At 63.5% G+C, this 25250-nt stretch carries 23 protein-coding genes; 8 read left to right on the forward strand and 15 right to left on the reverse strand.

All coding sequences use genetic code 11. The annotated features are described in order from the left end of the window. Positions 1-18: 18 nt before the first annotated feature. The 14 genes from mdcH to pilG all read right to left on the reverse strand — a co-directional run bounded on the left by mdcH (position 19) and on the right by pilG (position 17495). The gene (mdcH, locus tag PSH86_RS28495) at positions 19-939 is read right to left on the reverse strand and encodes a malonate decarboxylase subunit epsilon (RefSeq protein ID WP_305486493.1); all 921 of its coding nucleotides are present in this window, start codon (positions 937-939) and stop codon (positions 19-21) included. Next, positions 936-1556, reverse strand: coding sequence for a malonate decarboxylase holo-ACP synthase (locus PSH86_RS28500; protein ID WP_109755123.1), 621 nt, complete (start codon positions 1554-1556; stop codon positions 936-938). Before PSH86_RS28500 ends, mdcH begins: the two co-directional genes overlap by 4 nt. Beyond that, positions 1553-2356 carry a biotin-independent malonate decarboxylase subunit gamma gene (gene mdcE, locus PSH86_RS28505; protein WP_305486498.1) on the reverse strand — a complete coding sequence of 268 codons (804 nt, stop codon included), beginning with the start codon at positions 2354-2356 and terminating at the stop codon, positions 1553-1555. Before mdcE ends, PSH86_RS28500 begins: the two co-directional genes overlap by 4 nt. After that, positions 2353-3204, reverse strand: a complete 852-nt coding sequence (locus PSH86_RS28510; protein ID WP_163856296.1) for a biotin-independent malonate decarboxylase subunit beta — start codon at positions 3202-3204, stop codon at positions 2353-2355. Before PSH86_RS28510 ends, mdcE begins: the two co-directional genes overlap by 4 nt. Next, the gene (locus tag PSH86_RS28515) at positions 3197-3496 is read right to left on the reverse strand and encodes a malonate decarboxylase subunit delta (protein WP_003206454.1); all 300 of its coding nucleotides are present in this window, start codon (positions 3494-3496) and stop codon (positions 3197-3199) included. Before PSH86_RS28515 ends, PSH86_RS28510 begins: the two co-directional genes overlap by 8 nt. Further along, on the reverse strand, positions 3496-4371 hold the full coding sequence (locus PSH86_RS28520; protein ID WP_163856294.1) for a triphosphoribosyl-dephospho-CoA synthase: 876 nt from the start codon (positions 4369-4371) through the stop codon (positions 3496-3498). Before PSH86_RS28520 ends, PSH86_RS28515 begins: the two co-directional genes overlap by 1 nt. Further along, positions 4372-6042: a malonate decarboxylase subunit alpha gene (gene mdcA, locus PSH86_RS28525; protein ID WP_163856291.1), complete on the reverse strand. Its 1671-nt coding sequence runs from the start codon at positions 6040-6042 to the stop codon at positions 4372-4374. It abuts the gene before it with no gap. A 278-nt stretch (positions 6043-6320) separates the two neighbouring features. Next, positions 6321-6677 carry a DUF6124 family protein gene (locus PSH86_RS28530; protein ID WP_163856289.1) on the reverse strand — a complete coding sequence of 119 codons (357 nt, stop codon included), beginning with the start codon at positions 6675-6677 and terminating at the stop codon, positions 6321-6323. 533 nt (positions 6678-7210) lie between these two features. Then, positions 7211-7693, reverse strand: coding sequence for a chemotaxis protein CheW (locus PSH86_RS28535; protein ID WP_232199829.1), 483 nt, complete (start codon positions 7691-7693; stop codon positions 7211-7213). After that, positions 7686-13625 carry an Hpt domain-containing protein gene (locus PSH86_RS28540; RefSeq protein ID WP_109752374.1) on the reverse strand — a complete coding sequence of 1980 codons (5940 nt, stop codon included), beginning with the start codon at positions 13623-13625 and terminating at the stop codon, positions 7686-7688. The genes PSH86_RS28535 and PSH86_RS28540 overlap by 8 nt, the downstream gene beginning before the upstream one ends. 208 nt (positions 13626-13833) lie before the next feature. Next, positions 13834-15894, reverse strand: coding sequence for a methyl-accepting chemotaxis protein (locus tag PSH86_RS28545; RefSeq protein WP_109752376.1), 2061 nt, complete (start codon positions 15892-15894; stop codon positions 13834-13836). A 211-nt stretch (positions 15895-16105) separates the two neighbouring features. Next, complete coding sequence (locus tag PSH86_RS28550; RefSeq protein ID WP_109752378.1) at positions 16106-16645, reverse strand: chemotaxis protein CheW; 540 nt, start codon at positions 16643-16645, stop codon at positions 16106-16108. 10 nt (positions 16646-16655) lie between these two features. After that, positions 16656-17021 carry a twitching motility response regulator PilH gene (gene pilH / locus PSH86_RS28555; protein ID WP_003206465.1) on the reverse strand — a complete coding sequence of 122 codons (366 nt, stop codon included), beginning with the start codon at positions 17019-17021 and terminating at the stop codon, positions 16656-16658. Positions 17022-17069: 48 nt separating this feature from the next. After that, positions 17070-17495, reverse strand: coding sequence for a twitching motility response regulator PilG (pilG, locus tag PSH86_RS28560; protein WP_109752380.1), 426 nt, complete (start codon positions 17493-17495; stop codon positions 17070-17072). Between the two features lie 224 nt (positions 17496-17719). Here pilG and gshB point away from each other — a divergent pair, with 224 nt between their 5' ends. The 7 genes from gshB to PSH86_RS28595 all read left to right on the forward strand — a co-directional run bounded on the left by gshB (position 17720) and on the right by PSH86_RS28595 (position 23756). After that, positions 17720-18673, forward strand: a complete 954-nt coding sequence (gshB, locus tag PSH86_RS28565) for a glutathione synthase (RefSeq protein WP_116833657.1) — start codon at positions 17720-17722, stop codon at positions 18671-18673. A 76-nt stretch (positions 18674-18749) separates the two neighbouring features. Next, on the forward strand, positions 18750-19646 hold the full coding sequence (locus PSH86_RS28570; protein WP_116833658.1) for an energy transducer TonB: 897 nt from the start codon (positions 18750-18752) through the stop codon (positions 19644-19646). Positions 19647-19860: 214 nt separating this feature from the next. Continuing rightward, positions 19861-20430 carry a YqgE/AlgH family protein gene (locus PSH86_RS28575; RefSeq protein ID WP_018609528.1) on the forward strand — a complete coding sequence of 190 codons (570 nt, stop codon included), beginning with the start codon at positions 19861-19863 and terminating at the stop codon, positions 20428-20430. Next, a complete protein-coding gene (gene ruvX / locus PSH86_RS28580) occupies positions 20430-20867 on the forward strand; it encodes a Holliday junction resolvase RuvX (protein WP_109752386.1) in 438 nt (145 codons plus the stop codon). Before PSH86_RS28575 ends, ruvX begins: the two co-directional genes overlap by 1 nt. An 85-nt stretch (positions 20868-20952) precedes the next feature. Beyond that, positions 20953-21459, forward strand: a complete 507-nt coding sequence (gene pyrR, locus PSH86_RS28585) for a bifunctional pyr operon transcriptional regulator/uracil phosphoribosyltransferase PyrR (RefSeq protein ID WP_109752388.1) — start codon at positions 20953-20955, stop codon at positions 21457-21459. 24 nt (positions 21460-21483) lie between these two features. Beyond that, a complete protein-coding gene (locus PSH86_RS28590) occupies positions 21484-22488 on the forward strand; it encodes an aspartate carbamoyltransferase catalytic subunit (RefSeq protein WP_003177495.1) in 1005 nt (334 codons plus the stop codon). Next, entirely contained in the window at positions 22485-23756 is a 1272-nt protein-coding gene (locus PSH86_RS28595) for a dihydroorotase (RefSeq protein ID WP_109752389.1), read from the forward strand. Before PSH86_RS28590 ends, PSH86_RS28595 begins: the two co-directional genes overlap by 4 nt. A 123-nt stretch (positions 23757-23879) precedes the next feature. On the opposite strand, the gene PSH86_RS28600 is transcribed toward PSH86_RS28595, so the two are convergent. Then, a complete protein-coding gene (locus tag PSH86_RS28600; protein WP_053188929.1) occupies positions 23880-24308 on the reverse strand; it encodes a TM2 domain-containing protein in 429 nt (142 codons plus the stop codon). A 250-nt stretch (positions 24309-24558) separates the two neighbouring features. Between PSH86_RS28600 and PSH86_RS28605 the strand changes: the two genes are divergently transcribed. Then, complete coding sequence (locus PSH86_RS28605; RefSeq protein ID WP_109752391.1) at positions 24559-25170, forward strand: C40 family peptidase; 612 nt, start codon at positions 24559-24561, stop codon at positions 25168-25170. Positions 25171-25250 lie beyond the last annotated feature (80 nt).

A 25250-nucleotide genomic window follows, 5' to 3' on the forward strand; every position in this document is an offset into this window, starting at 1 on the left:
GCAGCCTGAGTCGGGGGTCTAGGGTTGGCGGCTTCCCTCCTCACGTAACAGCGCCTGCAGGGTATCGAGCCGGGCACCGTCGAAGGCCATGACCGTGCCTTGCTCGAACACCCGGCGCGCCAGCCCGGTCAGCACCGCACCGGGCGGCAGTTCGATTTGCAGCCTTACGCCGCGTTCATAGGCGCTTTGCACCGTGCCGCGCCAATCGACGACACGGCACATGTTGAAGGCCAGGTCGTCGCGCAGGGCCTCGGGGCTGATCACCGGTCGAGCGCGGCTGCCGCTGAGATAGCCCAGGGTGGGCGCTTTCAACGTCACATCGGCAAACGCTTGGGCCAATGCTTGCGCCGGAGCCTCCAGCAACGGGCAATGGGACGGCACGCTCACCGCCAGCCGACAGGCCTTCCCGGCACCCAGGCTTCGCGCCTGTTTGGCAACGCTGCTCATGGCCTCGTCGCTGCCGGCAATGACCACCTGATTATCGGCATTGATATTGGCCAGGTAGACCGGTGTGCGGTCGCTGTGTACCTGTGCCAGCAACGCTTCCACTGCCGCGAGATCGAGGCCGATGATCGCGGTCATGCCGTAGCCTTGCGGATACGCCCGCTGCATCAACTCGCCGCGCAGGCTGACCAGTCGCAAGGCCTCGTCAAACCTCAGCGCACCGGCCACCACCGCCGCCGGGTAGGCACCGATGGATAGTCCTGCCACATAGTCCGGCGCAGGCGCCTGTTCCAGCAAACGACGGGCCGCCGCCACGCCGGCGATCAGCAGGCATAGCTGCACGGCGCGGGTCGATTGCAAGGCCTCGGCGCTGTCCAGTAGCAGGACGTCCTCGCCGAGCACGTCGTTCGCCTCGTCCAGAATGTGCGGCGCAAGGCCATGGAGCATGCCTGCTCGCTGCGCACCCTGGCCGGGAAAGACCAAGAGGCTGCTCACGCGACCTGCTCCACTGAAGATTGCCAAGGATCGCTCACCAACCGGGCCTGAAGGTCATCCTTGAGCAAGACCCGGCGCGACAAACCCGCCCATTCGCGCAGGGCCACGGCGCCGCAAGGCGTTTGCAACTGCATGTCCACGGCGCATACCGAAGCATCCAGATGCGCCAGCAACTCCCTGGCCTGGAGACGATCCAGACAGTGCGGCGTGCGCAGGATCAAATCCAGGTCACTGCGTTCATGTAGCGCCTCGATCCCCGTGGCGAGCTCGAACCCGGCGCTACCGCTGACGCCCCAGGTCCAGCCGCTGGCGTCGAGCAGCGGGCGCAGTCGGGACAGCGCTCGCAGGGCTGGCAAGTCGCGAGTCGACGCAACGTGACAAAGGTCTTCTGGCCTGACGCGACGGGCAATCGCCGTGATCGCCATCGACGCTGCATAACGCTGCTCGCGCAAGCGCCCACGCACGCCGACCGCGATTCGATCCGGCGTCGTCAGCGCACGCCGAACCACCACAGGTTGACCGGCGGTGATCGACTCGACCACCCAGGCCGGTGCATCCGCTGGCAACTGCTGCGAGGTCATCCCCCACAGCAGGTCATGGGCCAGAAACGTACTCACCACTGCTCTCTCAGCAGTTGGCGAACCCGGCTCGACGCGATGCGGTTGAACGCACCCAGACGTCCACTCAGATCCCGCGGCCCCGCCTCTACATCGTCAATCGCCTGGAGCAGACACGCCGTCACCCGCTCCAGATCCTCCGCCAACGGCTGTTCAACCTGCTCCACCGACAAGGTTTCCCAAAGCAATCCCAGGCTGGCGAAGCTGTCGATGTCATAGGCCATCGGTGGCACGCTGGCGGCCAGGGCTTCAAGCTCCTCGACGCTGCGCAGGGTCACCCGCGCCGCCGAGGCCTTGCCCATGGCGTGGACCATCACGCCCGGGTCGCGCAGGGCAATCAGTCGGTTGGCCTGGTAGCCGTGGGCCAGAAACGCCCCCGACATGGCCTTGCCCACCAGCAAACCGATCACCGGATGCCCGGCCAACCGCGCCCGGGCATAACTGTCCGCCGTGCCGGCCAGGGCCTGATGAATGCCCAGGGCTTCTTCGCGCCGGCCATAGGCCTGGCTCGGCACATCGACAATGGCGATCAGCGCACGCTTGTGGGGGGCATCGCGGTCGGCGTCGATCGCATCATCCACGGCTTTGGCCAGGCCCCAACCCTCCAGCAAACCGACTTCGCCGTTGCGCGCCCGGGGAAAACGACTGTCGGGATCGGCCACCACCGCCAGCAAGCGCACGGTTTGCTCGCCCAACCGGGTGTCAGCGACTTTCAACGAAGCAGGTAAACCCTCCAGCGGTTTGGCACCGCCACTCAAGGCCTCGAACCAGCGCAGGCCCCGCAATGAATACGCACTCATGGACGTTCTCCCTGATACAGCTGGCGAACCGCTGCCGGTTCGATTTGCACGTCAGTGTCCAAGCGGGCCAGGCGTTGCAGGAACAACTCGGCTTGGCCGCTGCGGTGTTGCGCGGGCACGCCCAGGTGCAGCAACTGGCTGACTTGTTGACGGATCTGCGCCACATCGTCGGCCGCATAACGATCCACCAATCCCGTGGCAAAACGCTGCTCGCCACCGGTCAGGCTCCAGATAAACGGCCGGTCGCGGGAGTCGTATTCGTCGAGGCCGGCTTCCTGTTCGATCACTTGGGGACCGTTCAGGCCCAGCCGTGCTTCCCGGGTCACCAGCAGATAACTGCACAGCCCGGCGGCAATGGACATGCCGCCAAAGCAACCGACGCTGCCGGCCACCACACCCACCACCGGCTGATACTGACGCAGATCGACTATCGCCGAATGAATCTCGGCAATCGCCGCCAACCCGAGGTTGGCCTCCTGCAAACGCACGCCACCGGTTTCCAGCAGCAATACGGCGCGGGTCGGGATGCCCTTGCGGTTGTCTTCGGCGGCCAGCTCCAAGGCACCGGCAATCTTCGCCCCGCCGACTTCGCCGAGGCTGCCACCCTGAAACGCGCCTTCGATGGCGGCGATCACCACCGACAGGCCATCGAGCGAACCCTTGGCGATCACCACGCCGTCATCGCTTTGCGGCACCACGCCCTGGCGCAACAGCCAGGGCGACATGATTCGCTGGAACGGGTCGAGCAGTTCGCGGAAGGTACCGTCATCGAGCAAGGCCTTGGCCCGTTGCCGGGCGCCGAGTTCGACGAAGCTGTGTTTGTCGAGCAGCGCTGCGCTGTCAGTCATGGCCGATCTCCTCGAAGCCTTGTTCCAGGCGCAGGCGCACCACGCCGGGGGTGGCGCCGAAATCGTGGATGTCGATGGACAGGGCCGGTGGCGTCTGGCCGTCGAACATGCGAGCGAACAGGTGCTGCCAGCGTTGTTCGCTGCCGTTGACCGAGGTCTGCACCTGAATCGTCAGCTTGCCCGCCAGCCCCGGCTCGATCAGCACTTCCAGATCGCCCGAGCCGACGCAGCCCACCAGTGCCCGGCCCCGTGGCGGCTGCCCGGCGGGGAATTCAAAGGATAAGGTTTCCATCAGCACACTCCAGGGAAGAGGCCATCGCCGCGTTCGATACGGTCGAGGAACAGGCAGGCGGCGAGCAAGTCGGCAGCGCCGCCGGGCGAGGCGTTCAAGGCAATCAGTTGTTGGTCCAGCGCATGCAACTGGCGACGACCGCCCAGGCTCGCACTGCCACCGGCATCGAGCACCGCTTTGGCGCCGCTCTGCATCGCTTGCAGGCCCTTTTCACCGGCACGGTAGAGCACGCACGTGTCGGCCAGCGTGGTCATGATTGCCAGCAGGGCATCGAGCCGGGCGTTCTGCTCACCCGCCCCCGCCGCGCGACTGCGCTTGAGTTGCGGCAAGCCCAGACCGGTGACGGCCGGGAACGCCAATTGCGCTTCTTCCCGGGCACCGCGTACGCCGTAGCGTTGGGCGACCTGGGCGCCGTGGCTCAAAGGTTGAGGCGCGTAGCGGTCATTGAGCAGGGCCAGGCGGGCGGCCCGTAGCGTGACGGCACTGGCGACACTGGATTCAGGCTCCAGCGCCGCCGCCGCAACCAGCAAGCCCAGGGCCCAGATCGCACCCCGGTGGGTGTTCACGCCGTTGGTGGTCGCGAGCATCGCCGCTTCACCCTCACGGCCGATCCGTCCAAGGGCTTCACGCAACGGCAAGCCGATCTCGCCACAGCCAAGAGCGGCGTCGGCCATTTCCTTGAATGCGGGCCACAGCGATAGCGCCGAGGCATGCATCAGGCCCAGGTGCAGATCGGTGTGGGCGCCATTGCCGCGCCGGTCCACCAAGGCCGGTTTAGGCGACAGGTCGGCTTCGTCGATCAGCGCATCCACCGCCATATCCGCCAGGCGCTCGGCCAAGGAGAGTTTTTTCGGTTGCAGGTTGAAGGCGTGCATTTACCAGCTCCTGAACTTGGCGGGCGGGTTGTAGAGGCCACCGGACCACTCCACCAGATCTGCCACGCTCTTGGCCGCGAGTAGTTCGCGGGTGGCGTCGGTGCGGCGGATACCGAGGTCTTCGGGCAGGGCGATCAGCCCTTCGCGGCGCATGCGCGCGGTATCTTTCGGGTCGTGGCGCAGGCCGATGGCGGTGACCCCGGCCACGGCGGCGATCATCGCCTGGCGCTCCTCCAGGGAGCGGGCCTTGTACAGGTAGGCAATGCCTTCCTCGGTCAGCAGGTGGGTGACGTCGTCGCCATAGATCATGATCGGCGCCAGGGGCATGCCGGCCTTCTTCGCCACGTCCACCGCGTCGAGGGTCTCGACGAAAGTCGGTTTGCCGCCCTCCTGGAACGTCTCGACCATCTGCACCACCAGCTTCTTGCCACGTTCGAGCAGCGGTGCCTCGCCGTCGCCGTGACGCATGTCGAGCCAGGCCGGCGTGCCGTGACGACGACCGCGCGGGTCGTGCCCCATGTTCGGCGCCCCACCGAAGCCGGCCAGGCGGCCACGGGTCACGGTGGAGGAATGACCGTCGCCATCCACTTGCAGAGTGGCGCCGATGAACAGGTCCACCGCGTACTGCCCGGCCAGTTGGCAGACCATGCGGTTGGAGCGCAGCGAGCCGTCGCGTCCGGTGAAGAACACGTCGGGACGGGCGGCGATGTAGTTTTCCATGCCCAACTCAGTGCCGAAGCAATGCACGCTTTCGACCCAGCCGCTTTCGATGGCGGGGATCAGGGTCGGGTGCGGATTGAGGGTCCAGTTGCGACAGATCTTGCCCTTCAGGCCGAGGGACTCGCCGTATGTCGGCAGGATCAGCTCGATGGCGGCGGTATTGAAACCGATGCCGTGATTGAGGGACTGGACGTTGTGTTTTTCGTAGATCCCACGAATCGCCATCATCGCCATCAGCACGTGCACAGGCTTGATGTGGCGCGGGTCGCGGGTGAACAACGGCTCGATGTAGAAGGGCTTGTCGGCCACCACCACGAAATCGACCCAGGAGGCCGGGATATCCACCCGAGGCAGGTCACTGACGTCGTCCACCAACTGGTTGACCTGGACAATGACGATACCGTCACTGAAGGCCGCCGGTTCGATCAGCGCCGGAGTGTCTTCGGTGCTAGGGCCGGTGTAGATATTGCCGGCGCGGTCGGCCATGAAACCGGCCGAGAGCACCACGTTGGGGATCAGGTCCACCACCAGTCGGGCATAGAGCTCGATGTAGGTGTGGATCGCGCCGATCTCCAGCAGACCGTCTTCGAGCAACTGGCTGATGCGCAGGCTCTGGGTGCCGGCGAAGGAAAAATCCAGCTTGCGGGCGATGCCGCGTTCGAACAGATCCAGGTGCTCGGAGCGGCCGACGCTGGGCATGATCATGTGCAGATCGTGCAGCTTCGAAGGGTCGACTTTGGCCAGCGAGCGCGACAGAAAATCCGCCTGCTTCTGGTTGTTCCCCTCCAGCACCACACGGTCGCCAGGCAGGATCAACGCCTCCAACGCCGCAACGATTTTGTCGGTGGGCAACACCACACCGTCGGCAAGCCCCTTCACCAGCTCGAGACGCCGCTGCTTTTCGCCGCGCCGCCGCGTCCAGCGCGAGTCGGGGGATATTGTTGTTGTCATGACCACTCCACGGGTTCGCTGTCGTGGGGGTCACATTAGGAGTGTTGGGGCGAGGGTATCAATCAAGCTTAGCGGCGGATCATTACGGTTGGAGTAATGGTTTGCGATAAACACAAATCAAAATGTGGGAGCTTGCTCGCGATAGCGGTGGGTCAGGCCACATCAATGCTGACTGTTCTGCCGCCATCGCGAGCAGGCTCGCTCCCACAGGGGGTAGGGGTGGATTCGAATTCTGTGGCGAGGGGGTTTGTCCCTTCGCCACAAGAGTGCGCTCGACTTTAGCGCGGGTCGACAATGTCCAGCGCCCGATGGGCCAGCAACTCGCTGAGTTCGATCATCTGCTGGATGCCGAGGGCAAAATGCCGGGGCGAACCTTCAAGGTCGAAAGCCAGCTCGTTGAGCATGACATTGGCGGAGGCAAGGGTTTCGCTGAGGTTGGACAGGAGGCATTCGCTGTCGAGGTCATCCACGACAGTGAACAGTTGGCCTGGGGGTTGTTTCTTTTTGGTTTGAGGTTTGGGGTCGAGATAGAAACTGAGGGCGCGCTCGGCCGCTTCATCAAGCTTTTGCGAAGCTTGGCCGGCATGGGCTGAGGTGGGATTGGTCTCGGGGGGATTGGGTGTGGCTTTGAACATAGGGTGACACTCCGTTTACTGGTTGGAGCTGCCACGTTCGTTTCCAAGCGAGGGGGTGGCAGCCGTACGCAGGTTGGAAAACCGGGGTAAACGAGCCCGGCAGACCCGAAGGTCTCCCGCGCACAGCTGCCATAACGAAAGCATGGTCAAAAAACGACCGCAAGCATACGTTATGAAGGGCGCTTTCGCGCCGTCTACTTATCGGATTTCCAAGCCCGGCCGCTGAATTTGCAGCGACGGGAAAAGACTAGCGACAGCCCTTCCCACCCGGCAACCGCCAGAGCTCGTCGGAAAAATCAACTTGAGTCAGGAAGTGTGTCCGACCATTCCCACAACGCTTGGTCGGCTGTCAGGCCGCCATCGCGAGCAGGCTCACTCCCACACTGGTTTCGGTCGTTTATAAGATCAGTGCCCACTGCCAATCTTGTGGGAGCAAAGCTTGCTCGCGATAGCGGTGGGGCTAATTGCATCAATGCTGAATGTGCCGCCGCCTTCGCGAGCAAGCTCGCTCCCACAGAGAAGATGTGCATGGCTCAGGGTTTGTGGTGCTGAACCAATCCCGCGGCCACCACCAATTCTTCCAACGCCAACAAATCCGGCACTTTCGCCACATGCTCCCCCACTTGCACCGCCGCCTGTTCCAACCCGCACAACGGCACGTCGACGTAGCTCAACTGACTGTCGAGCTTGTAGGAACGCGGGATGCCTTGCACCAACAGCGCAATGAACCGCAACTCCGGGCGCCCGCCGAGGGCGTTGAGCACGACGATGCGTGCTCGCTCGCCCACCACGGTTTTCTGGCCGCAGGCCGACTCGAAGCTCAGCAGCGGGATTTGCCGTTCGCGCCAGCTCACCCAGCCCAGGAACCATGGCGGGGTGTCCATATCGAATGCGCTGCTCTGGTAGTCGATCAGTTCGGCCACGGCCACGTTGGGCAACACCAGGTGCCGGTCGGCCAATGGCAGCAGCAGGCCGGTAAGTGGGCTGGTGCGCTGATGAAGATGCAAATCATGCATGGGTCTTGCTCCAGTGCGCGATGCTGTCGAGCAGCACCGATTCCTGGTACGGCTTGCCCAGGTAGTCGTTGACGCCGATGGCCATGGCGCGATCGCGGTGTTTCTGGCCGGTGCGGGAGGTGATCATGATGATCGGCAGGTGCGCCAGACGCGGGTCGTTGCGTACTTGGGTGGCCACTTCGAAGCCGTCCATGCGCGGCATTTCGATGTCCAGCAGCATCAGGTCCGGGGAGTGTTCGGCCAGCAGCGCCATGGCGTCCACGCCATCCTTGGCGGTGAGCACGTGCATGCCATGACGCTCCAACAAGCGGCTGGTGACCTTGCGCACCGTCACCGAGTCGTCCACCACCAGCACCAGCAACGGCCGCTGGTGTTCGCCCTCCCCTTGCGTCGCTGTCGGGCGGCGCGGGACCTGGTGGGGCAAGGCACGGATGGGCGCCAGCAGGTCGAGGATCAATACCACCCGGCCGTCTCCCAGGATCGTCGCCCCGGACAGGCCCTGCACCGCCGAGAATTGCGGACCCAGGCTCTTGACCACGATCTCCCGGGTCCCGGCGGTCGCGTCCACTTGCACGGCGACGTGCCGCTCGTTGCACTGCACCAGCAGCACCGGCAACGGTTGGCTCTGGCCCAGTAGTTTCGGGCGGGCGCCGGTTTTCAACAGCTCGCCGAGGTAGCACAACTCATAACGTTGCCCGGCGTAGGTGTAGGTCGGCGGATCGAGCTGGTAATAGCCGTCCAGTTCGGCGGGCAACACCCGGACGATGCTTTCGATGGTGTTCAGCGGAATCGCGTACTGGTCTTCATGGCACTGCACCATCAGCGCCCGGTTGACCGCCACGGTAAACGGCAGGCGAATGCGAAAGTGCACGCCCTGCCCCGGCGTGGAATCGATGCCCATGCTGCCGCCCAGTTGCCGCACCTCTTCGTGGACCACGTCCATGCCAACGCCGCGCCCGGAGATCTGGGTGATTTTTTCCGCGGTGGAAAACCCCGGTTGCAGGATGAACTGCAACACGTCGCGGTCGCTGATGTCACTGTCCGGCGCCAACAGGCCACGCTTGATCGCCTTGCTCCGCACCGCCTCCAGCGGCACGCCGGCGCCATCGTCACGGATGTCGAAAATGATGTCGCCGCCTTCCCGGGACAGGTCGAGGCTGATGCGCCCCCGGGCCGGTTTACCAGCGGCAATGCGCACATCGGCCGGCTCCAGGCCATGGTCGACGGCGTTGCGCAGCATGTGCTCCAAAGGCGCGGCCATGCGCTCCAACACGTTGCGGTCCATCTCGCCATCGGCGTTGCCGACCACGAACTCCACGTCCTTGCCCAGTTCCTGCGCCACTTGCCGCACGATGCGCTTGAGCCGTGGCAACATTCGCTCGAACGGCACCATGCGCGTACGCATCAGGCCTTCCTGGAGTTCGGTGTTGATGCGCCCCTGCTGTTGCAGCAGGACCTCGGCATCGTGATTGCTGCGATCAAGGGTTTCCTTGAGTTCGAGCAAGTCCGAGGCGGACTCGAACAGCGCCCTGGACAGCTGCTGCAACTGGGAATGGCGGTCCATTTCCAGCGGGTCGAATTCTTCGTAGCCCAGGCGCTCGGCCTCCACCTGCTGACGGCTGAGGATTCGCCCCTGGGTTTCGGTATCCAGGCGCCGCAACTGATCGCGCATGCGCTCGATGGTGGTTTCCATTTCGCCGAGGGCCACGCGCGCGTCGTTGACCTGCTGTTCGATGCGCCCACGGAAGATCGACGTTTCGCCCGCCAGGTTCACCAGGTCGTCGAGCAGTTCGGCGGAGACCTTGACCATGTCCGCCCCGTCGCCCGGGGCACCAGGGTCAGGTCTTGCGGGCGCCGCCGGCGGGCTCACGATGGGATTGGAGACGGGGGCCGGCTCCGGCGCCGCGACAGCCTGCGGCGCAGCATTCTCCTGGGGATGATTCACCGCCTGGATCTGCGCGATCAGCCGGTCGGCCAGCGGGCACGGGTGGCCGGCGCGCACCGCGTCGAGCATCTGCGCCAGACGGTCATGGCTGCTCTGCAGCAAGGTGAACAACGCCGGTGTCGGCTGAAGCAGGCCCGCCGACAAGCCTTCGTAGAGGTTTTCCAGCTCGTGGGCCAAGTCGCCGATGGGGACGATTTCCACCATGCGCGCACCGCCCTTGAGGGTGTGCAAGTCCCGCAGCAGGGTTTCCACTGCCTGGCGGTTCGACGGTTCTTCTTGCCAACGCAGCAGCGCCGCGCCTGAGCTGTCGAGGATATCGAAACCTTCTTCAAGGAAGATTTCCAGCAGCTCGGGATCATGACCAGCACCGTCGGCCTGGTTCGCTGCGCTCGTCTCGATGGCGTTAGGCTTGTCCTGGCGGAACCGTCGTATGGCGTCGATCAGCGCCACGGGATCGCCCAACGGCTGGCCCTGTTGCAACTGTCCAAGCAACAGGTCGAGGCGTTCGTGGCTGCTTTCGAGCAGTTGCGCCAGTTCCTCGCTGTAACTGTAACGGCGGTCCACCAGCCCTTCGTAGAGATTTTCCAGTTCCTGGGCCAAGTCGCTCACCGGCCGGATGTCGGCCATGCGCGCACCGCCCTTGAGGGTGTGCAAATCACGTTGCAGCGAGGACAGCGGCGCGCCGTTATCCGGATCGGCCAACCAGCGCTGCAAGGCCTGGGCAGCGCTTTCGAGGATGTCCTGGGCTTCTTCGAGGAAAATCGACGCCAGCTCATCCTCCACCGAGGTATCGGCGGGCGCGGCGCGTTCCATTTCCGCTGTTGCTTGGCCCAGCTCACGGATGCTCAGGGTCCGGCTACCATCGCTACGGATCAGGCCGGTGGCCGACGGGTCGAGGCTCTCCTGGAGCAAGCGGCGCAGGGCTTGGACCCGTTCCGGCTGCGCATGCACATGCTGCCCGGCCGCCAGCTGATCGAGCATGTCGATCAGTGCTTCGTGGGCGAGCTGCGCTTGCCGGAAAAACTCATCGCTGACCGCCAGGCTGCTTTCTTCTACCGCACCATAGAGGTCCAGCAAGGCTTCACAGAGTTCGTCGACCGGACGCAGGTCGGCCAGGTGCGCGCCTTCGCCGAGAGTGGTCAGCTCATCGAGCAGCGCACTCAGCTCCTGGCCCTCGCCAGGGTGCTGCTGCCAGCGCTGCAAGAGGCTTTCGGCATCCAGCAGGATGTCCATGCCCTGGGCGAGGAAGTTGTTGATCAGTTGTGGGTCGCGTTTGGTCCGTAGCGCCTTGTCCGGCGCACTGTTGGCGGCGCGCAAGCGCTCGGCCAGCAGGGCTTGGGCGCGCTGGATCAGATCCGTTGCACCGGGAATCGCCGCCAGCGGCTCGCTGTGCAACTGGCGCAAGCCCCGGCGTAACAGCCCTTCGGCTTCCATCAGCAACTCGACCTCATCCAGGTCCAGGGCAATCAGGTGCGCCCGGTATTCCCGGGCCAGCTCATCCATCGCACCGGCCAGCTCGGCGATAGGCAGCACGCCGGCCATGGACGCGCTGCCCTTGAGAGTGTGCAAGGCCCGCTGCAATTCATCGCTGGCCTGTAACGGCAAGTGGTCGGCCGCCTGGTCGAGAAAGCGATTGAGACTGGCGAGGTGGCCCTGGGCTTCGTTGTCGAAGATCTTCAACAGCAACGGATCGAGGGCGGCCACGTCCTGCTCGTCCTCATCGTCCTCATCGCCGCCCTTGGCCAGGACATGGGCGCGGGCGGCCAAACGGTCGACATCGTCGCGCTGGCGCTGGCGATTGGCGGCGAATTCGGTCACCAGGTCCGGTAACAATTGCACCGTGGCTTCGATCAACTGACGCACCGATGCCTGCGGCTCGACGCTGCGCTCCAGCACCCGGTTGAGCAGGTTTTCCACAGCCCAGGCCAGTTCACCGAGCACCAGCGCCCGGACCATCCGGCCACTGCCCTTGAGGGTGTGGAAGGCCCGGCGCAGTTCACCCAGGGCAACAGGGTCGTCGGGATGCGCACTCCAACGCGGCAGGTACTCACGCAGAACGTCGAGCACCTCGTCGGCTTCTTCGAGGAAGACCTCGCGCAACTCGTCGTCCACCGGATTTTCATCCATCGGTGGCGGTAACAGGCTGCCCGGGGTGCTCCTGGCCGGCGGATTGACCGCCGAGACCGGGCTGGCCAGCACCTCGGCCAAGGACTGCACAGTCTGCGGGTCATCCAGTTCCTGCAAGTCCTGCATGACCTGGGCTTCGTTGGGGCTCAACACATCATCGAGCACCGGCACCCGTGCTTCGTCAGGGAAATAACCGAGCGCGGCCAGGCTCCGTTCGACCCCGTCCAGCAAGGGCTCGCCCGGGGTTTCCGGGTCCTCGCTCAAGCGTTCCAGATAGTATTCGAGGCCGGTGATCACGTCGGCCAGGTGGTCGAGTTCTTCCCAGCCCGGCTGGGCCTGCTCCAGCAACAGATGGTCGCGGATGAACGCGTTGCAGGCCTCCACCAGGCTGGCGGCACGGCTCAGGGGAATCATCGCCAGCGCGCCGCGCACCTGGGTCAGCAGCGCCGGCAAGGGCAGTAGTTGCTCGCTGTTCCAGTCCGCGTCGATGTAGTCGACGATCATGTCCTTGGCCTGTTGCAGGCAGGTATGGGCCTCCTTGATGACAATCTGGTGGATCTGGGTCAGGTCGGTGGTGGGCAGGTGCGTGTCTTCGCGGCTCTCGGGTTCGACGGTGCCGACCATGCCGGCCAGGGTCGCCTCGACGTAGAGCAAGGCTCCGGCGACGTCCATGAGGGTGGCGTCATCCGGTTCCCGCTGGCCCTGGGCGAGGCTCAACACCACCGCCAGTTGATCGATGATGACCTTGCGCGGTTGACCGAAACCCAGCACCGCCAGGGTGTCGGCGATCTGCCGTAGCGGCGCCAACAGGCTGTCCAGCTCCGAGGCGTGCTGGCGATCGCTGCGTACGAACAGGTCCAGGCGTTCCTTGACCCGTACCAGTTCTTCGCAGAGCGCGGCGAGCACCGAGCGCATGGCGTCACGGTCGGGCCCGGCCAGACGTGCGCGTTCTTCGTCGACCATAGCGCTGTCGGGTAGCGCGTCGTCCAGTGAGTAGCGTTCTTTCATGATCTGCATCTGCCCGCTGGGATGTTCGGCCTTGGCAATATAGAACAACAAACTCTTGAGCAGGTGGGGCGGTGCCGGCTGATTGATGCCGGGCATGCCTTGCTCCAGCAGGCGCTTGAGTTCCTTGTCGGCTTCCTTGAACAGGCTGCGCAGCGCCGGGCTGTTGGCGATGCGCCCGTCACGCATGCCTTCGACCAGCGCCGAGGCCACCTGCCATAATGCATTGAGCGGCGCCCCGGCACACAACGTTTCCAGGCGATGGAAAACCTTGGCCAGGTAACCGAGGTGGGTCGTGTCGTCCTGTTCGCGCAGCAAGCCCACCAGGGCCATTTGCAGGGTCTGGCGCAATTTGCGCAAGGTGTTTGGCAGGTCAGCGGGCTCGAGACGCTGCAAGGCCTCGTCGCTGAGCGGCGCAATTTCGGGCAATTCGGGGCTGAACAGGCTGGTTTCCGACAACAGGCTCTCGCCCCGGGCACTGCGCAGGTCGTTGATCAAGGGCAGAACCACCAGCGGCAGGTCGCGACGGGCACCTTGTACGCGGTCCAGATAGATCGGCAACTGCCCCAGGGCCTGGCTCAACAGGCTGATGGCTTCGTCGCGATGGGTCACGCGGTTGTCCTGCAGGGCGGCGCACAGCTGTTCCATCTCCTCGGCCAGCAACGCCGCACCGTAGAATTCGACCATCTGCAGGCCGCCATGGACCTGGTGAATGCAGGCCAGGCATTGCCCGAGGGCATCCGACGCCTGCGGATCGTCCACCAGGCGGTTGAGGGCCAGATGAGCCTGCTTCAGCGTTTCGGCAATCTCGCCCTTGACCCATTCCAGGGCCACGTAGTCGTGCCGATCACCCATAACCACTCCAAATCAAAGTCGTATGCCGCAGGCGCTTATCAGCCTTTGTGGCGAGGGGATTTATCCCCGCTGGACTGCGGAGCAGTCCCAAAATAGCCAGTCTGGGACACAGGTGTTGGATTCAGCATTGCTGGGGGCCGCTTCGCAGCCCAGCGGGGATAAATCCCCTCGCCACAAAGGCTCATCACCACCAGACAGGTCCAGTCCGTCACGCCTTGTCCTCATCCACCGCAGGCGCTGCCGGCAAGGTAAACCCCGACACCGAACGGCGCAGCTGACTGGCCATTTTCGCCAGGTTGCCGATGCTCTCGGCGGTGGCGGTGGAGCCCGACGAGGTTTGGGTGGTGATCTGCTGGATCACGTTCATGGTCAAGGAAATCTGCCCCGCCGAGGTGGTCTGTTGCTGCGCCGCGTTGGAAATACTCTGGATAAGCGCCGCCAAGGTCTTGGACACACCCTCGATTTCCTCCAGGGCCACGCCGGCATCCTGGGCCAGTCGCGCGCCGCGCACCACTTCGGTGGTGGTCTGCTCCATGGAAATCACCGCTTCATTGGTATCGGCCTGGATCGCCCGCACCAGGGTCTCGATTTGCCGTGTCGCCGCCGACGAGCGCTCGGCCAGGCGCTGTACCTCATCGGCCACCACCGCGAACCCGCGCCCGGCATCACCGGCCATGGACGCCTGGATGGCGGCGTTGAGGGCCAGGATGTTGGTCTGGTCGGCGATGTCGTCGATCAGGCTGACAATGTCGCCAATCTCCTGGGACGACTCTCCCAGGCGCTTGATGCGCTTGGCGGTGTCCTGGATCTGCTCGCGAATGTTGTCCATGCCATGAATGGTGTTGTGCACCACCTCATTACCCTTGTTGGCGATCTCCACCGACCGCTCGGCCACCGCCGACGATTCGGCGGCATTGGCCGATACCTGGTCGATGGACTGGGCCATTTCATTAATTGAAGTCGAAGCTTCGGAGATTTGCTGGGCCTGGTGCTCGGAAGCCTGGGCCAGGTGCATCGCCGTGGCCTGGGTTTCCTGCACGGCGGCGGCGACCTGGCCGGCGGTGAGGTTGATGGTCGCCACCAGGTCGCGCAGTTGGTCCACCGAGTAATTGATGGAGTCGGCGATAGTGCCGGTGAAGTCTTCGGTGACCGAGGCGGTAACGGTCAGGTCACCATCGGCCAGGTCTTCGATTTCATCCAGCAATCGCATGATCGCGTTCTGGTTACGCTCGTTCTTTTCCGCGGTTTCGTGCAACTGGCGATTGGTTTCGCGGACCATCACCAGCCCGATCAGGATGATCGACATCAACGCCAGCAAACCCAGCACATAGCCGCCGATGGTATTGATGGAACGCCCGCCGGCAAGGTTTTCGAAAGCCGTGGCCAGGTGCGAAGCCTCGTCGAGCAGGGTCTGCGACAGGTTGAAGATGTTGCCGGCCGATTCCCGGACCTTGAACAGCTCCGGGGAGGTTTCGAGGATTTCATCCACCGAGCCCGAGACAAACTCGAACAGCTCGCTGATTTCGCTCAGGCGTGCCCGCGCATCGCGGTCCTGGACCTGGGAGATCTTCAAGGCCGGGTCACCTTGCAACATGCCATTGAGCACCTGGCCAAAACGCGCGGCGTCGCGACCGAAGGTGTCGGCGGCCTGGCTGGCGTTTTCGTCCCCTGCCAACACGGTATTCACCGCGCCGAGAATCCGCTCGGCCAGCAGCGACTGGCGCTGGGCCATGGCCACCTGGGCAGCCGGCGCGCCGCGCTGCAACAGGATCTCAACGACTTTTTCGTACTCGACCTGCAACTGCGGCACGGTTTCGGCCAAGGTCGCCGCCACCTGATGCAGCGACAGCACAGTCTGTTCACTGGAGAGAATGGCATCGGTGTTCTTGAGCAGACGCTCCCAGTCCAGCTGCACGGCGCGCATCTGCGGGCGCAGGGTGGCGGGCGCAGGTGGCAGGCCGGTCACCGGGTCGCCCTGCTTCAGGTAGCCCCAGCGCTGGGCGAAATCATTGCGCGCATCGCTCAACAGCTTGAACGCCGCCGCCTTGCCGGCAGCGGCTTCGGTGGCGTTCTTGGCGATGCGCTGGGACAGCACCCGCAATTCACCGGCATGGCCGATGTACTGCTTGTCGTAGGTGGATTGGGTATTGAGGTAAGCGAAGTTGGCGAACAGCAGCATGATGAAGACGATCAGCGCGACGAACAGCACGATGATCTGCGAACGACTGCGCGACGCTTCCAGTGGCTTGCCTGTTTTTGCTTTGATCATCGGTTCTCGCCTGTACTGCCCAATCCAACTTACAGCTATTAACTGTAAGCAAGCCTTTGTCGTGCAGCCTGCTCAACCAGTGCTGCTCTGTGGGAGCAAGGCTTGCCCGCGATGAGAACGACACAGTTTTCTCGCCAACCGAGACACTGCCATCGCGAGCAAGCTTTGCTCCCACCGGCTCGCTCCCACAAGGGGCCTGCGTTGCATCTCGTTAAATCGCCACATCCATGAACCCTGGCGAGCGCGCCAGGGCAAACGGGCTGAACACTTGCCACTCGCGCTCGCCGCAAAACCGCCCCCTGACGAAAACCGATTCGGGGCCATCGAGATCATCCACCAGCGTCGGTTCCAGACTGTCCTGGGCGAAATGCTGCAGCCCGAGAACTTCGTCCACCAGCAATCCGGCGAACACTTCGTCGTGATCCACCACCAGTACCCGACGCTGCTTACGCACCGGCGACAGCTCATGACCGAAGAAACCGCACAGGTCCATCAACGGCAACAATCGCCCGCGCAGGTTAGCCACCCCACGAACCCACGGCTTGACCCCGGGCAAATGTGTGTGACGTGGTTCGTGCAGCACTTCGCTGACTTCGCCCATCGGCGCCACGTACCAATGCTCGCCCAACCGAAAGCCGATGCCGCTCCAGCCGGCGCGATGGGTCGGCTGGGAGGGCAGGTCCGCCCCCAGCAACCGGCAACGCCGATCGATCTGCAGCAGCAATTCGAATGCAGTCAGCGATTGGCTCATGGCTGCGCCGTCAACCCGCCAGCACTTTGTTCAGGGTCGCGATCAGGGTTTCTTCGTCCACCGGCTTGGTCAGGTAGTCCTTCGCGCCTTGGCGCGTACCCCAGACCTTGTCGGTGTCCTGGTCCTTGGTGGTGATGATGATCACCGGGATGTGGCCGGTGTCCGGGTCCTTGGTCAACTGGCGCGTGGCCTGGAAACCGTTGAGGCCGGGCATGACGATGTCCATCAGCACCGCATCGGGTTTTTCCTGGCGGGCCAGGGCCACGCCATCGGCGCCGTTCTCGGCCTTCAGGACCTGATGGCCGTGCTTTTCCAGCATGCCGGTCAGTTTGTACATTTCAGTCGGCGAATCATCGACGATCAGAACTCGTGCCATGGTGTTCCCCATTTTCTTGTCGACCCCAGGCCCGATGGCCGAGTGTCATTAATGTGCCTGGTGCGGCTGGACAGCGGCAAAGCCCGGGACATGGGCCTGTATCGCGCCCAGCAGTTCTTCCTTGCTGAACGGCTTGGTCAAAAACTGATCGGAACCGACGATGCGCCCCTTGGCCTTGTCGAACAACCCGTCCCGGGACGACAGCATGATCACCGGCGTGGCCTTGAACGCGCTGTTGTTCTTGATCAGGGCACAGGTCTGGTAGCCATCGAGGCGCGGCATCATGATGTCGACAAAAATGATGCCCGGATGATGGTCGGCGATCTTGGCCAGGGCATCGAAGCCGTCGATAGCCGTGATCACCTCGCAGCCCACGTTGCGCAGCAAGGTTTCGGCGGTGCGGCGGATGGTCTTCGAGTCGTCGATGACCATGACCTTCAAGGCGCTGGGTTGCTGCGTGAGATGCTCTGCCATTGCCACTGCGAACCGATTTTTAACGCGTAAGTGTGATCGACAGCGCAAACCCTTGATGTTCAAGGCCCGCACGTCACATGGCAGCCTTTTTAGCACAGTCTCCATCGCCGATCTATCGGCCGCTCGGCGCGGTGGTTTTTCCTTGACCGCCAATCTTCCGGGCGCCACTCTGACGCCACTTTTTCATGCCATATGTGCCCAATCAAATTTCGAGGAACCAAGCCATGAGCGTACGCGTCGGCATTGTCATGGACCCTATCGCCAGCATTTCCTATAAAAAGGATAGCTCGCTGGCCATGCTGCTGGCCGCTCAAAAGCGCGGCTGGGAACTGTTCTACATGGAGCAGCGCGACCTCTACCAGGCCGAAGGCCAGGCGCGGGCGCGGATGAAACCGCTGAAAGTCTTCGCCAACCCGCAAAAGTGGTTCGAACTGGGCGAAGAAAGCGACGCACTGCTGAGTGACCTGGACGTGATCCTGATGCGCAAGGATCCGCCGTTCGACATGGAGTTCGTGTATTCCACCTACCTGCTGGAACAGGCGGAAAACGCCGGCGTGCTGGTGGTCAACAAGCCCCAGAGCCTGCGCGACTGCAACGAAAAGCTGTTCGCCACGCTGTTCCCGCAATGCACGCCGCCGACCATCGTCAGCCGACGCCCGGACGTATTGCGCGAATTTGCCGACCATCACGGCGACGTGATCCTCAAGCCCCTGGACGGCATGGGCGGTTCCTCGATCTTCCGGCACACCGCCGGCCACCCGAACCTGTCGGTGATCCTGGAAACCCTGACCTTGCACGGCAAGCAGCAGATCATGATCCAGGGCTACCTGCCGGCCATCGTCGATGGTGACAAACGCATCCTGATGATCGACGGCGAGCCGGTGGACTATTGCCTGGCGCGTATTCCGGCAGCCGGCGAAACCCGCGGCAACCTGGCGGCCGGCGGGCGTGGCGAAGCCCGTCCGTTGACCGAGAAGGATCGCTGGATCGCCGCCCAGGTCGGCCCGACCCTGCGCGAGAAAGGCCTGCTGTTCGTGGGCCTGGACGTGATCGGCGAGCACCTGACGGAAATCAACGTCACCAGCCCGACGTGCATTCGCGAGATCGACAACGCCTTTGGCACGGACATCGGCGGCATGCTGATGGATGCCATCGATCAGAAGCTCAAGGCTCGTTGATCCAGATCTGCTGAAGGAAACCCACATTGCGTTATCATGCCCGGCCTGAAAAAAACGCGATGTTGGTTTCCTTGTCATGACACTTCCGTCCGATCTGCCCCTAGAGCTCGCCCATCGTGGCGTGCGCCCGGCTGATCGCCTCGGTTTTACCCTGTTCCTGGCGGCGCTGATCCACCTGGCCCTGCTGCTGGGCGTCGGGTTTGCCACGGTCGAGCCCAAGCAGATCAGCCAGACCCTGGAAATCACCCTGGCCACCTTCAAGAGCGAGACCAAGCCCAAGAAGGCCGATTTCCTCGCCCAGGAAAACCAGCAAGGCAGCGGCACCCTGGAAAAAAAGGCGATTCCCAAGACCACCGAGATCGCGCCGTTCCAGGACACCACGGTGCAGAAAGTCACCCCACCGCCAGCGGCCAAGCCCGAAGTGCAGGAGGCCGCGCCCAAGGCCGCCGTGACCACCGTGGCACCAAAGCCGAAAAAAGCCCCGGCCAAGGAAGAGGTCAAGCCTGATCCCAAGCCCCAGGCCCCGGCACCGACTTTCGACAGCTCCCAGCTGTCCAGCGACATCGCCAGCCTGGAAGCCGAACTGGCCCAGGAGCAACAGCTGTACGCCAAGCGCCCGCGCATCCACCGCCTGAGCGCCGCCTCGACCATGCGCGACAAGGGCGCCTGGTACAAGGACGAATGGCGCAAGAAGGTCGAGCGCATCGGCAACCTCAACTACCCTGACGAAGCCCGGCGCAAACAGATCTACGGCAACCTGCGGCTAATGGTCTCGATCAATCGTGACGGCTCGTTGTACGAAGTGCTTGTGCTCGAATCCTCCGGCCAGCCACTGCTGGACCAGGCCGCCCAGCGAATCGTGCGCCTGGCCGCGCCGTTCGCACCGTTTACCGGCGATCTGTCGGACATCGACCGGCTGGAAATCATCCGCACCTGGAAATTCGCCCGGGGCGATCGCCTTTCCAGTAACTGACCCACCGTCAATCCCCTTGTGGGAGCGGGCTTTGTGGGAGCAAGGCTTGCCCGCGATGAAAACGCCGCGGTCTCTTGAGGACCGCAGCGCCTGGATCGCGAGCAAGCTTTGCTCCCACACAGCCCACATTTGATCGGTGTCGCCTTCCAGATCGAGGCATTTCCTGCACATCCCCAGCTTGTCAGTTCGGCCCTGCGCCGCCACACTAGCGCCTATGAAAAACGTCAGCCCCACCTACCTCAAGCATCACTTCCTGATCGCCATGCCGCACATGGCCGATCCGAACTTTGCCCATACCTTGACGTACATCGTCGAGCACACGGCCAATGGGGCCATGGGGCTGGTGATCAATCGCCCGCAGGAACTGAACCTGGCGGACATTCTTGAGCAGTTGCGCCCCGACGTTGAACCGCCGCTCTTGTGCCAGCACGTGCCAATTTTCATCGGCGGCCCGGTGCAGACCGACCGCGGCTTCGTACTCCACCCGTCGGGCCCCAAATACCAGGCCACCGTGGACCTGGACGGTGTGTCACTGTCCACCTCCCAGGACGTGCTGTTCGCCATCGCCGACGGCGTCGGCCCGGAAAAAAGCCTGATCGCCCTCGGCTATGCCGGCTGGGAACCTGGGCAACTGGAAGCCGAACTGGCCGATAACGCCTGGCTGACCTGCCCGTTCGACGCCGACATCCTGTTCAACACCAGCAGCGAACTGCGCCTGGAAGCGGCGGCCAGCCGGTTGGGGGTCAACCTCAGCCTGCTCACCAGCCAGGCAGGACACGCCTGATGGCCCTGCGCTTGTTGCTGGGCTTCGATTACGGCACCAAACAGATCGGCGTGGCGGTCGGCCAGGTCATCACCGGCCAGGCCCGCGAGTTGTGTACATTGAAGGCGCAGAACGGTGTTCCAGACTGGAACCAGGTCGAAGCGCTGATCAAGGAATGGAAACCCGATGCCGTGGTGGTCGGCCTGCCGCTGAACATGGACGGCACGCCCAGCGATATGTGCCTGCGCGCCGAAAAGTTCGCCCGCCGGCTCAATGGCCGCTTCAACCTGCCCTTCTATACCCATGACGAGCGCCTGACCACTTTCGAGGCCAAGGGCGAGCGCCTGGTGCGCGGTGGGCAGAAAGGCAGTTACCGCGACAACCCGGTGGACGCCATCGCCGCCGCCCTGCTGCTGCAAGGCTGGCTCGACGCGAACGCCGCCCTGTTCGAAACCTGATTTTTTACAAAGCGCCGCCAAGGCGCTTTCTTTTAGCGACAAACCGCGCCACCCACCACCGGCCCGGGAACCTGAAGGAGCCAGCATGAGCCTGCCCAATCCTGCCGAACTGATCAGCCAGATGGCGATTCGTCTCACGGCGCACCTGGAACAACGCGGCATCAGCGAACCGCGCTATATCGGCATTCGCACCGGTGGCGTCTGGGTCGCCCAGGCCTTGCTCGATGAACTGGGCAGCCAAGCGCCCCTGGGCACCCTGGACGTGTCGTTCTACCGCGACGACTTCAGCCAGAACGGCCTGCACCCACAAGTGCGCCCCTCGGCCCTGCCGTTCGAGATCGAAGGCCAGCACCTGGTCTTGATCGATGATGTACTGATGAGCGGCCGGACCATCCGCGCCGCCATGAACGAACTGTTCGACTACGGCCGCCCGGCCAGCGTGACGCTGGTGTGCCTGCTGGACCTGGACGCCGCCGAGTTGCCGATCCGGCCGAACGTGGTCGGTGCGACGCTGACGCTGGCCGCCCACGAGCGGGTCAAGCTCTCCGGCCCGTCGCCGCTGCAACTCGAACTGCAAGACCTTGCCCTTTAACTGCCCTTGTAAGAGTCCATCGCGATGACGCCTCTCGAAACCAAGCGCCCGCTGCAGCTCAACGATCAGGGCCAGCTGCGGCACTTCCTGTCCCTCGACGGCCTGCGCCGCGAGCTGCTGACGGAAATCCTCGACACTGCCGACTCATTCCTCGAAGTCGGTGCCCGGGCAGTGAAGAAAGTCCCGTTGCTGCGCGGCAAGACCGTGTGCAACGTGTTCTTCGAAAACTCCACCCGCACCCGCACCACCTTCGAACTGGCGGCCCAACGGCTGTCGGCGGACGTGATTACCCTGAACGTGTCCACGTCCTCGGCGAGCAAGGGCGAAACCCTGCTCGACACCCTGCGCAACCTTGAAGCCATGGCTGCCGACATGTTCGTCGTGCGCCACGGCGATTCCGGCGCGGCGCACTTCATTGCCGAACACGTGTGCCCGCAAGTGGCGATCATCAATGGCGGCGACGGCCGTCATGCCCACCCGACCCAGGGCATGCTGGACATGCTGACCATCCGTCGGCACAAGGGCAGTTTCGAGAACCTGTCGGTGGCCATCGTCGGCGACATCCTGCACTCGCGAGTGGCCCGCTCGAACATGCTGGCCCTCAAGACCCTCGGCTGCCCGGACATCCGCGTGATCGCGCCGAAAACCCTGCTGCCCATCGGCGTCGAGCAGTACGGCGTGAAGGTCTACACCGACATGACCGAAGGCCTCAAGGATGTGGACGTGGTGATCATGCTGCGCCTGCAACGTGAGCGCATGACCGGCGGCCTGCTGCCTAGCGAAGGCGAGTTCTACCGCCTGTTCGGCCTGACCACCGCCCGCCTGGCCGGGGCCAAGCCGGATGCCATCGTCATGCACCCGGGGCCGATCAACCGCGGCGTGGAGATCGAGTCGGCGGTGGCCGACGGGCCGCACTCGGTGATTCTCAACCAGGTGACCTACGGCATCGCCATCCGCATGGCCGTGCTGTCCATGGCCATGAGCGGGCAAACGGCCCAGCGCCAATTCGACCAGGAGAACGCCCAGTGAAGCTCAGCATTCTCGGCGCACGCGTGATCGATCCAGCCAGCGGCCTGGATCAAGTGACTGATATCCATATCGATGCCTGCAAGATCGTCGCCCTGGGCGCCGCGCCGGCCGGTTTCGTCGCGGTCGAGACCGTCGACGCCCAAGGCCTGGTGGCCGCCCCCGGCCTGGTGGACCTGAACGTCGCCCTGCGCGAACCGGGCTACAGCCGCAAAGGCAGCATCGTCAGCGAAACCCGTGCCGCTGCCGCCGGTGGCGTGACCAGCCTGTGCTGCCCGCCGCAGACCAAACCGGTGCTGGACACCTCGGCCGTGGCCGAACTGATCCTCGACCGCGCCCGCGAGGCCGGCAACACCAAGGTCTTCCCGATTGGCGCACTGAGCAAGGGCCTGGACGGCGAGCAACTGGCCGAGCTCATCGCCCTGCGCGACGCCGGTTGCGTGGCGTTTGGCAACGGCCTGAACAGTTTCCGCAATACCCGTACCCTGTGCCGCGCCCTGGAATACGCGGCGACCTTCGGCCTGACGGTGATCTTCAACTCCCAGGACCACGACCTGGCCGAAGGCGGCCTGGCCCACGAGGGCCCGACCGCCAGCTTCCTCGGCCTGCCGGGCATTCCGGAAACCGCCGAGACCGTAGCCTTGGCCCGGGATCTGCTGTTGGTGGAACAAAGCGGCGTGCGCGCCCACTTCAGCCAGTTGACCAGTGCTCGCGGCGCGGCGCTGATCGCCCAGGCCCAGGCCCGTGGCCTGCCGGTGACCGCCGATGTGGCGCTGTACCAATTGATCCTGACCGACGAAGCGCTGATCGACTTCAACAGCGTCTACCACGTCCAGCCGCCGCTGCGCACCCGCGCCGACCGCGAGGGCTTGCGCGAGGCGGTGAAATCCGGGGTGATCTCGGCCATTTCCAGCCACCACCAGCCCCATGAGCGCGATGCCAAGCTGGCACCATTCGGCGCCACCGAGCCGGGTATCAGCAGCGTCGAACTGCTGCTGCCGCTGGCCCTGACACTGGTGGAAGACGGCTTGCTCGACCTGCCGACCTTGCTCGCACGCCTGAGCGCCGGCCCGGCCCAGGCGCTGCAATTGCCGGCAGGGAAACTGGCGGTTGGCGCGGCGGCGGACCTGGTGCTGTTCGACCCAGCCGCGTCCACCGTGGCCGGCGAAGCCTGGCGTTCCAAGGGTGACAACTGTCCGTTCCTGGGCCACAGCTTACCGGGTGTGGTGCGCTACACCTTGATGGATGGGCGGATCACCCACCAGGCCTGATACCGCGTCGCTCCTATCGCGAGCAGGCTCGCTCCCACAGAGGGATCTTCGGTGAACACATGATGTGTGAACACCTCGATCCAATGTGGGAGCGAGCCTGCTCGCGATGCAAGCGACTCGGTCTTACTGGAAAGCCCCCCGCTTCTGCGCATTCCGAATCGAAACCTGATCATTCAGGGTCCAGAAGTCATACAGCACCCCCAGGAAAAACACCCCTCCCGTCAGCAGGTAGATAATCCCGCTGAGCCACTTGCCCTGATACATCCGGTGTACGCCAAGCACCCCGAGAAACGTCAGCAGGATCCACGCCACGCTGTATTCGATAGGCCCTGGGGTGAAACGCAGGTCCGCTTCGCGATCCATGGCCGGGATCAGGAACAGGTCGATCAACCAACCAATGCCCAGCAGGCCGAAGGTGAAGAACCAGATCGTGCCCGTGACCGGCTTGCCGTAATAGAAACGGTGGGCCCCGGTGAAACCGAAAATCCACAGCAGATACCCGATGACTTTGCTGTGGGTATCGCGGATCGCATCCTGCTGATAGCTGTTCATGAATGGCCTCTTTTGCCTCGATAGATAAATTTTTTCGGATTTTTTGTGACTTTTTTGTGTCTCGCCGACAAGCGGTCCTGAGCAACTTTGAACCAAGGAAACCCCCGTGGTGTCGGGGTTCTGTCGGACAATCGGGTCAATTTGTCACAATCATGCGGGGTTGGCGCCAAGTTTCGAATCGACAAACGGCCTCGGAACAGCGAAAAAAGCTGTTATAAAGTTGCGCGCTAACCTTTAAGAGCCCTGCCTAATGCGTCCATTTTTCAAGACATGGCTAACCATTTGCCTATTATTGCCACTGGCCGCCCACGCCACCAATCGTGAGCAACGTCTTCCCAACGTCAACGGCTACACCCCGAAATCCCATGTTTCTGCTTCCTTGAGCAAGAACAAGCCAAGCGCCCAGCGCTTGAGCACGGCGAACAGCAAACTGGTTCCGCCGATGGCGACCAAAGCAAGCAGCAACGTGCTGAGTCGCGCCGTGAATGTACTCGGCACACCTTATCGTTGGGGCGGCAGTAGCCCAAGTAAAGGCTTCGATTGCAGCGGCTTGGTGAAATACGCCTTCAACGACGCCACCTTCGACCTGCCACGCACCTCCAATGCGATGGCTGCCGGTCATGGCGAGAAAGTCGAACGCAAGGATCTCAAGCCCGGCGACCTGATTTTCTTCAAGCTCAAGAGCCGCCGAGTCAATCACGTGGCCATCTACCTGGGCAACGACCGTTTCATCCACGCTCCGCGCCGTGGCAAGTCGGTGACTATCGACACGCTGAACAAGCCGTACTGGGACACCCATTACGTGGTGGCCAAGCGGGTTCTGCCGAAGGAGCCGGGGGCGATGCGCGTGGTTCAGCGCTGATCTGAAGCCTACATGGCTCTTTTGTGGCGAGGGAGCTTGCTCCCGCTGGGCCGCGAAGCGGACCCAAAATGATGAGGCCC

Origin of the sequence: Pseudomonas sp. FP2300 (assembly GCF_030687595.1) — a bacterium.
GTDB classification, from domain to species: Bacteria; Pseudomonadota; Gammaproteobacteria; order Pseudomonadales; family Pseudomonadaceae; genus Aquipseudomonas; species Aquipseudomonas bijieensis.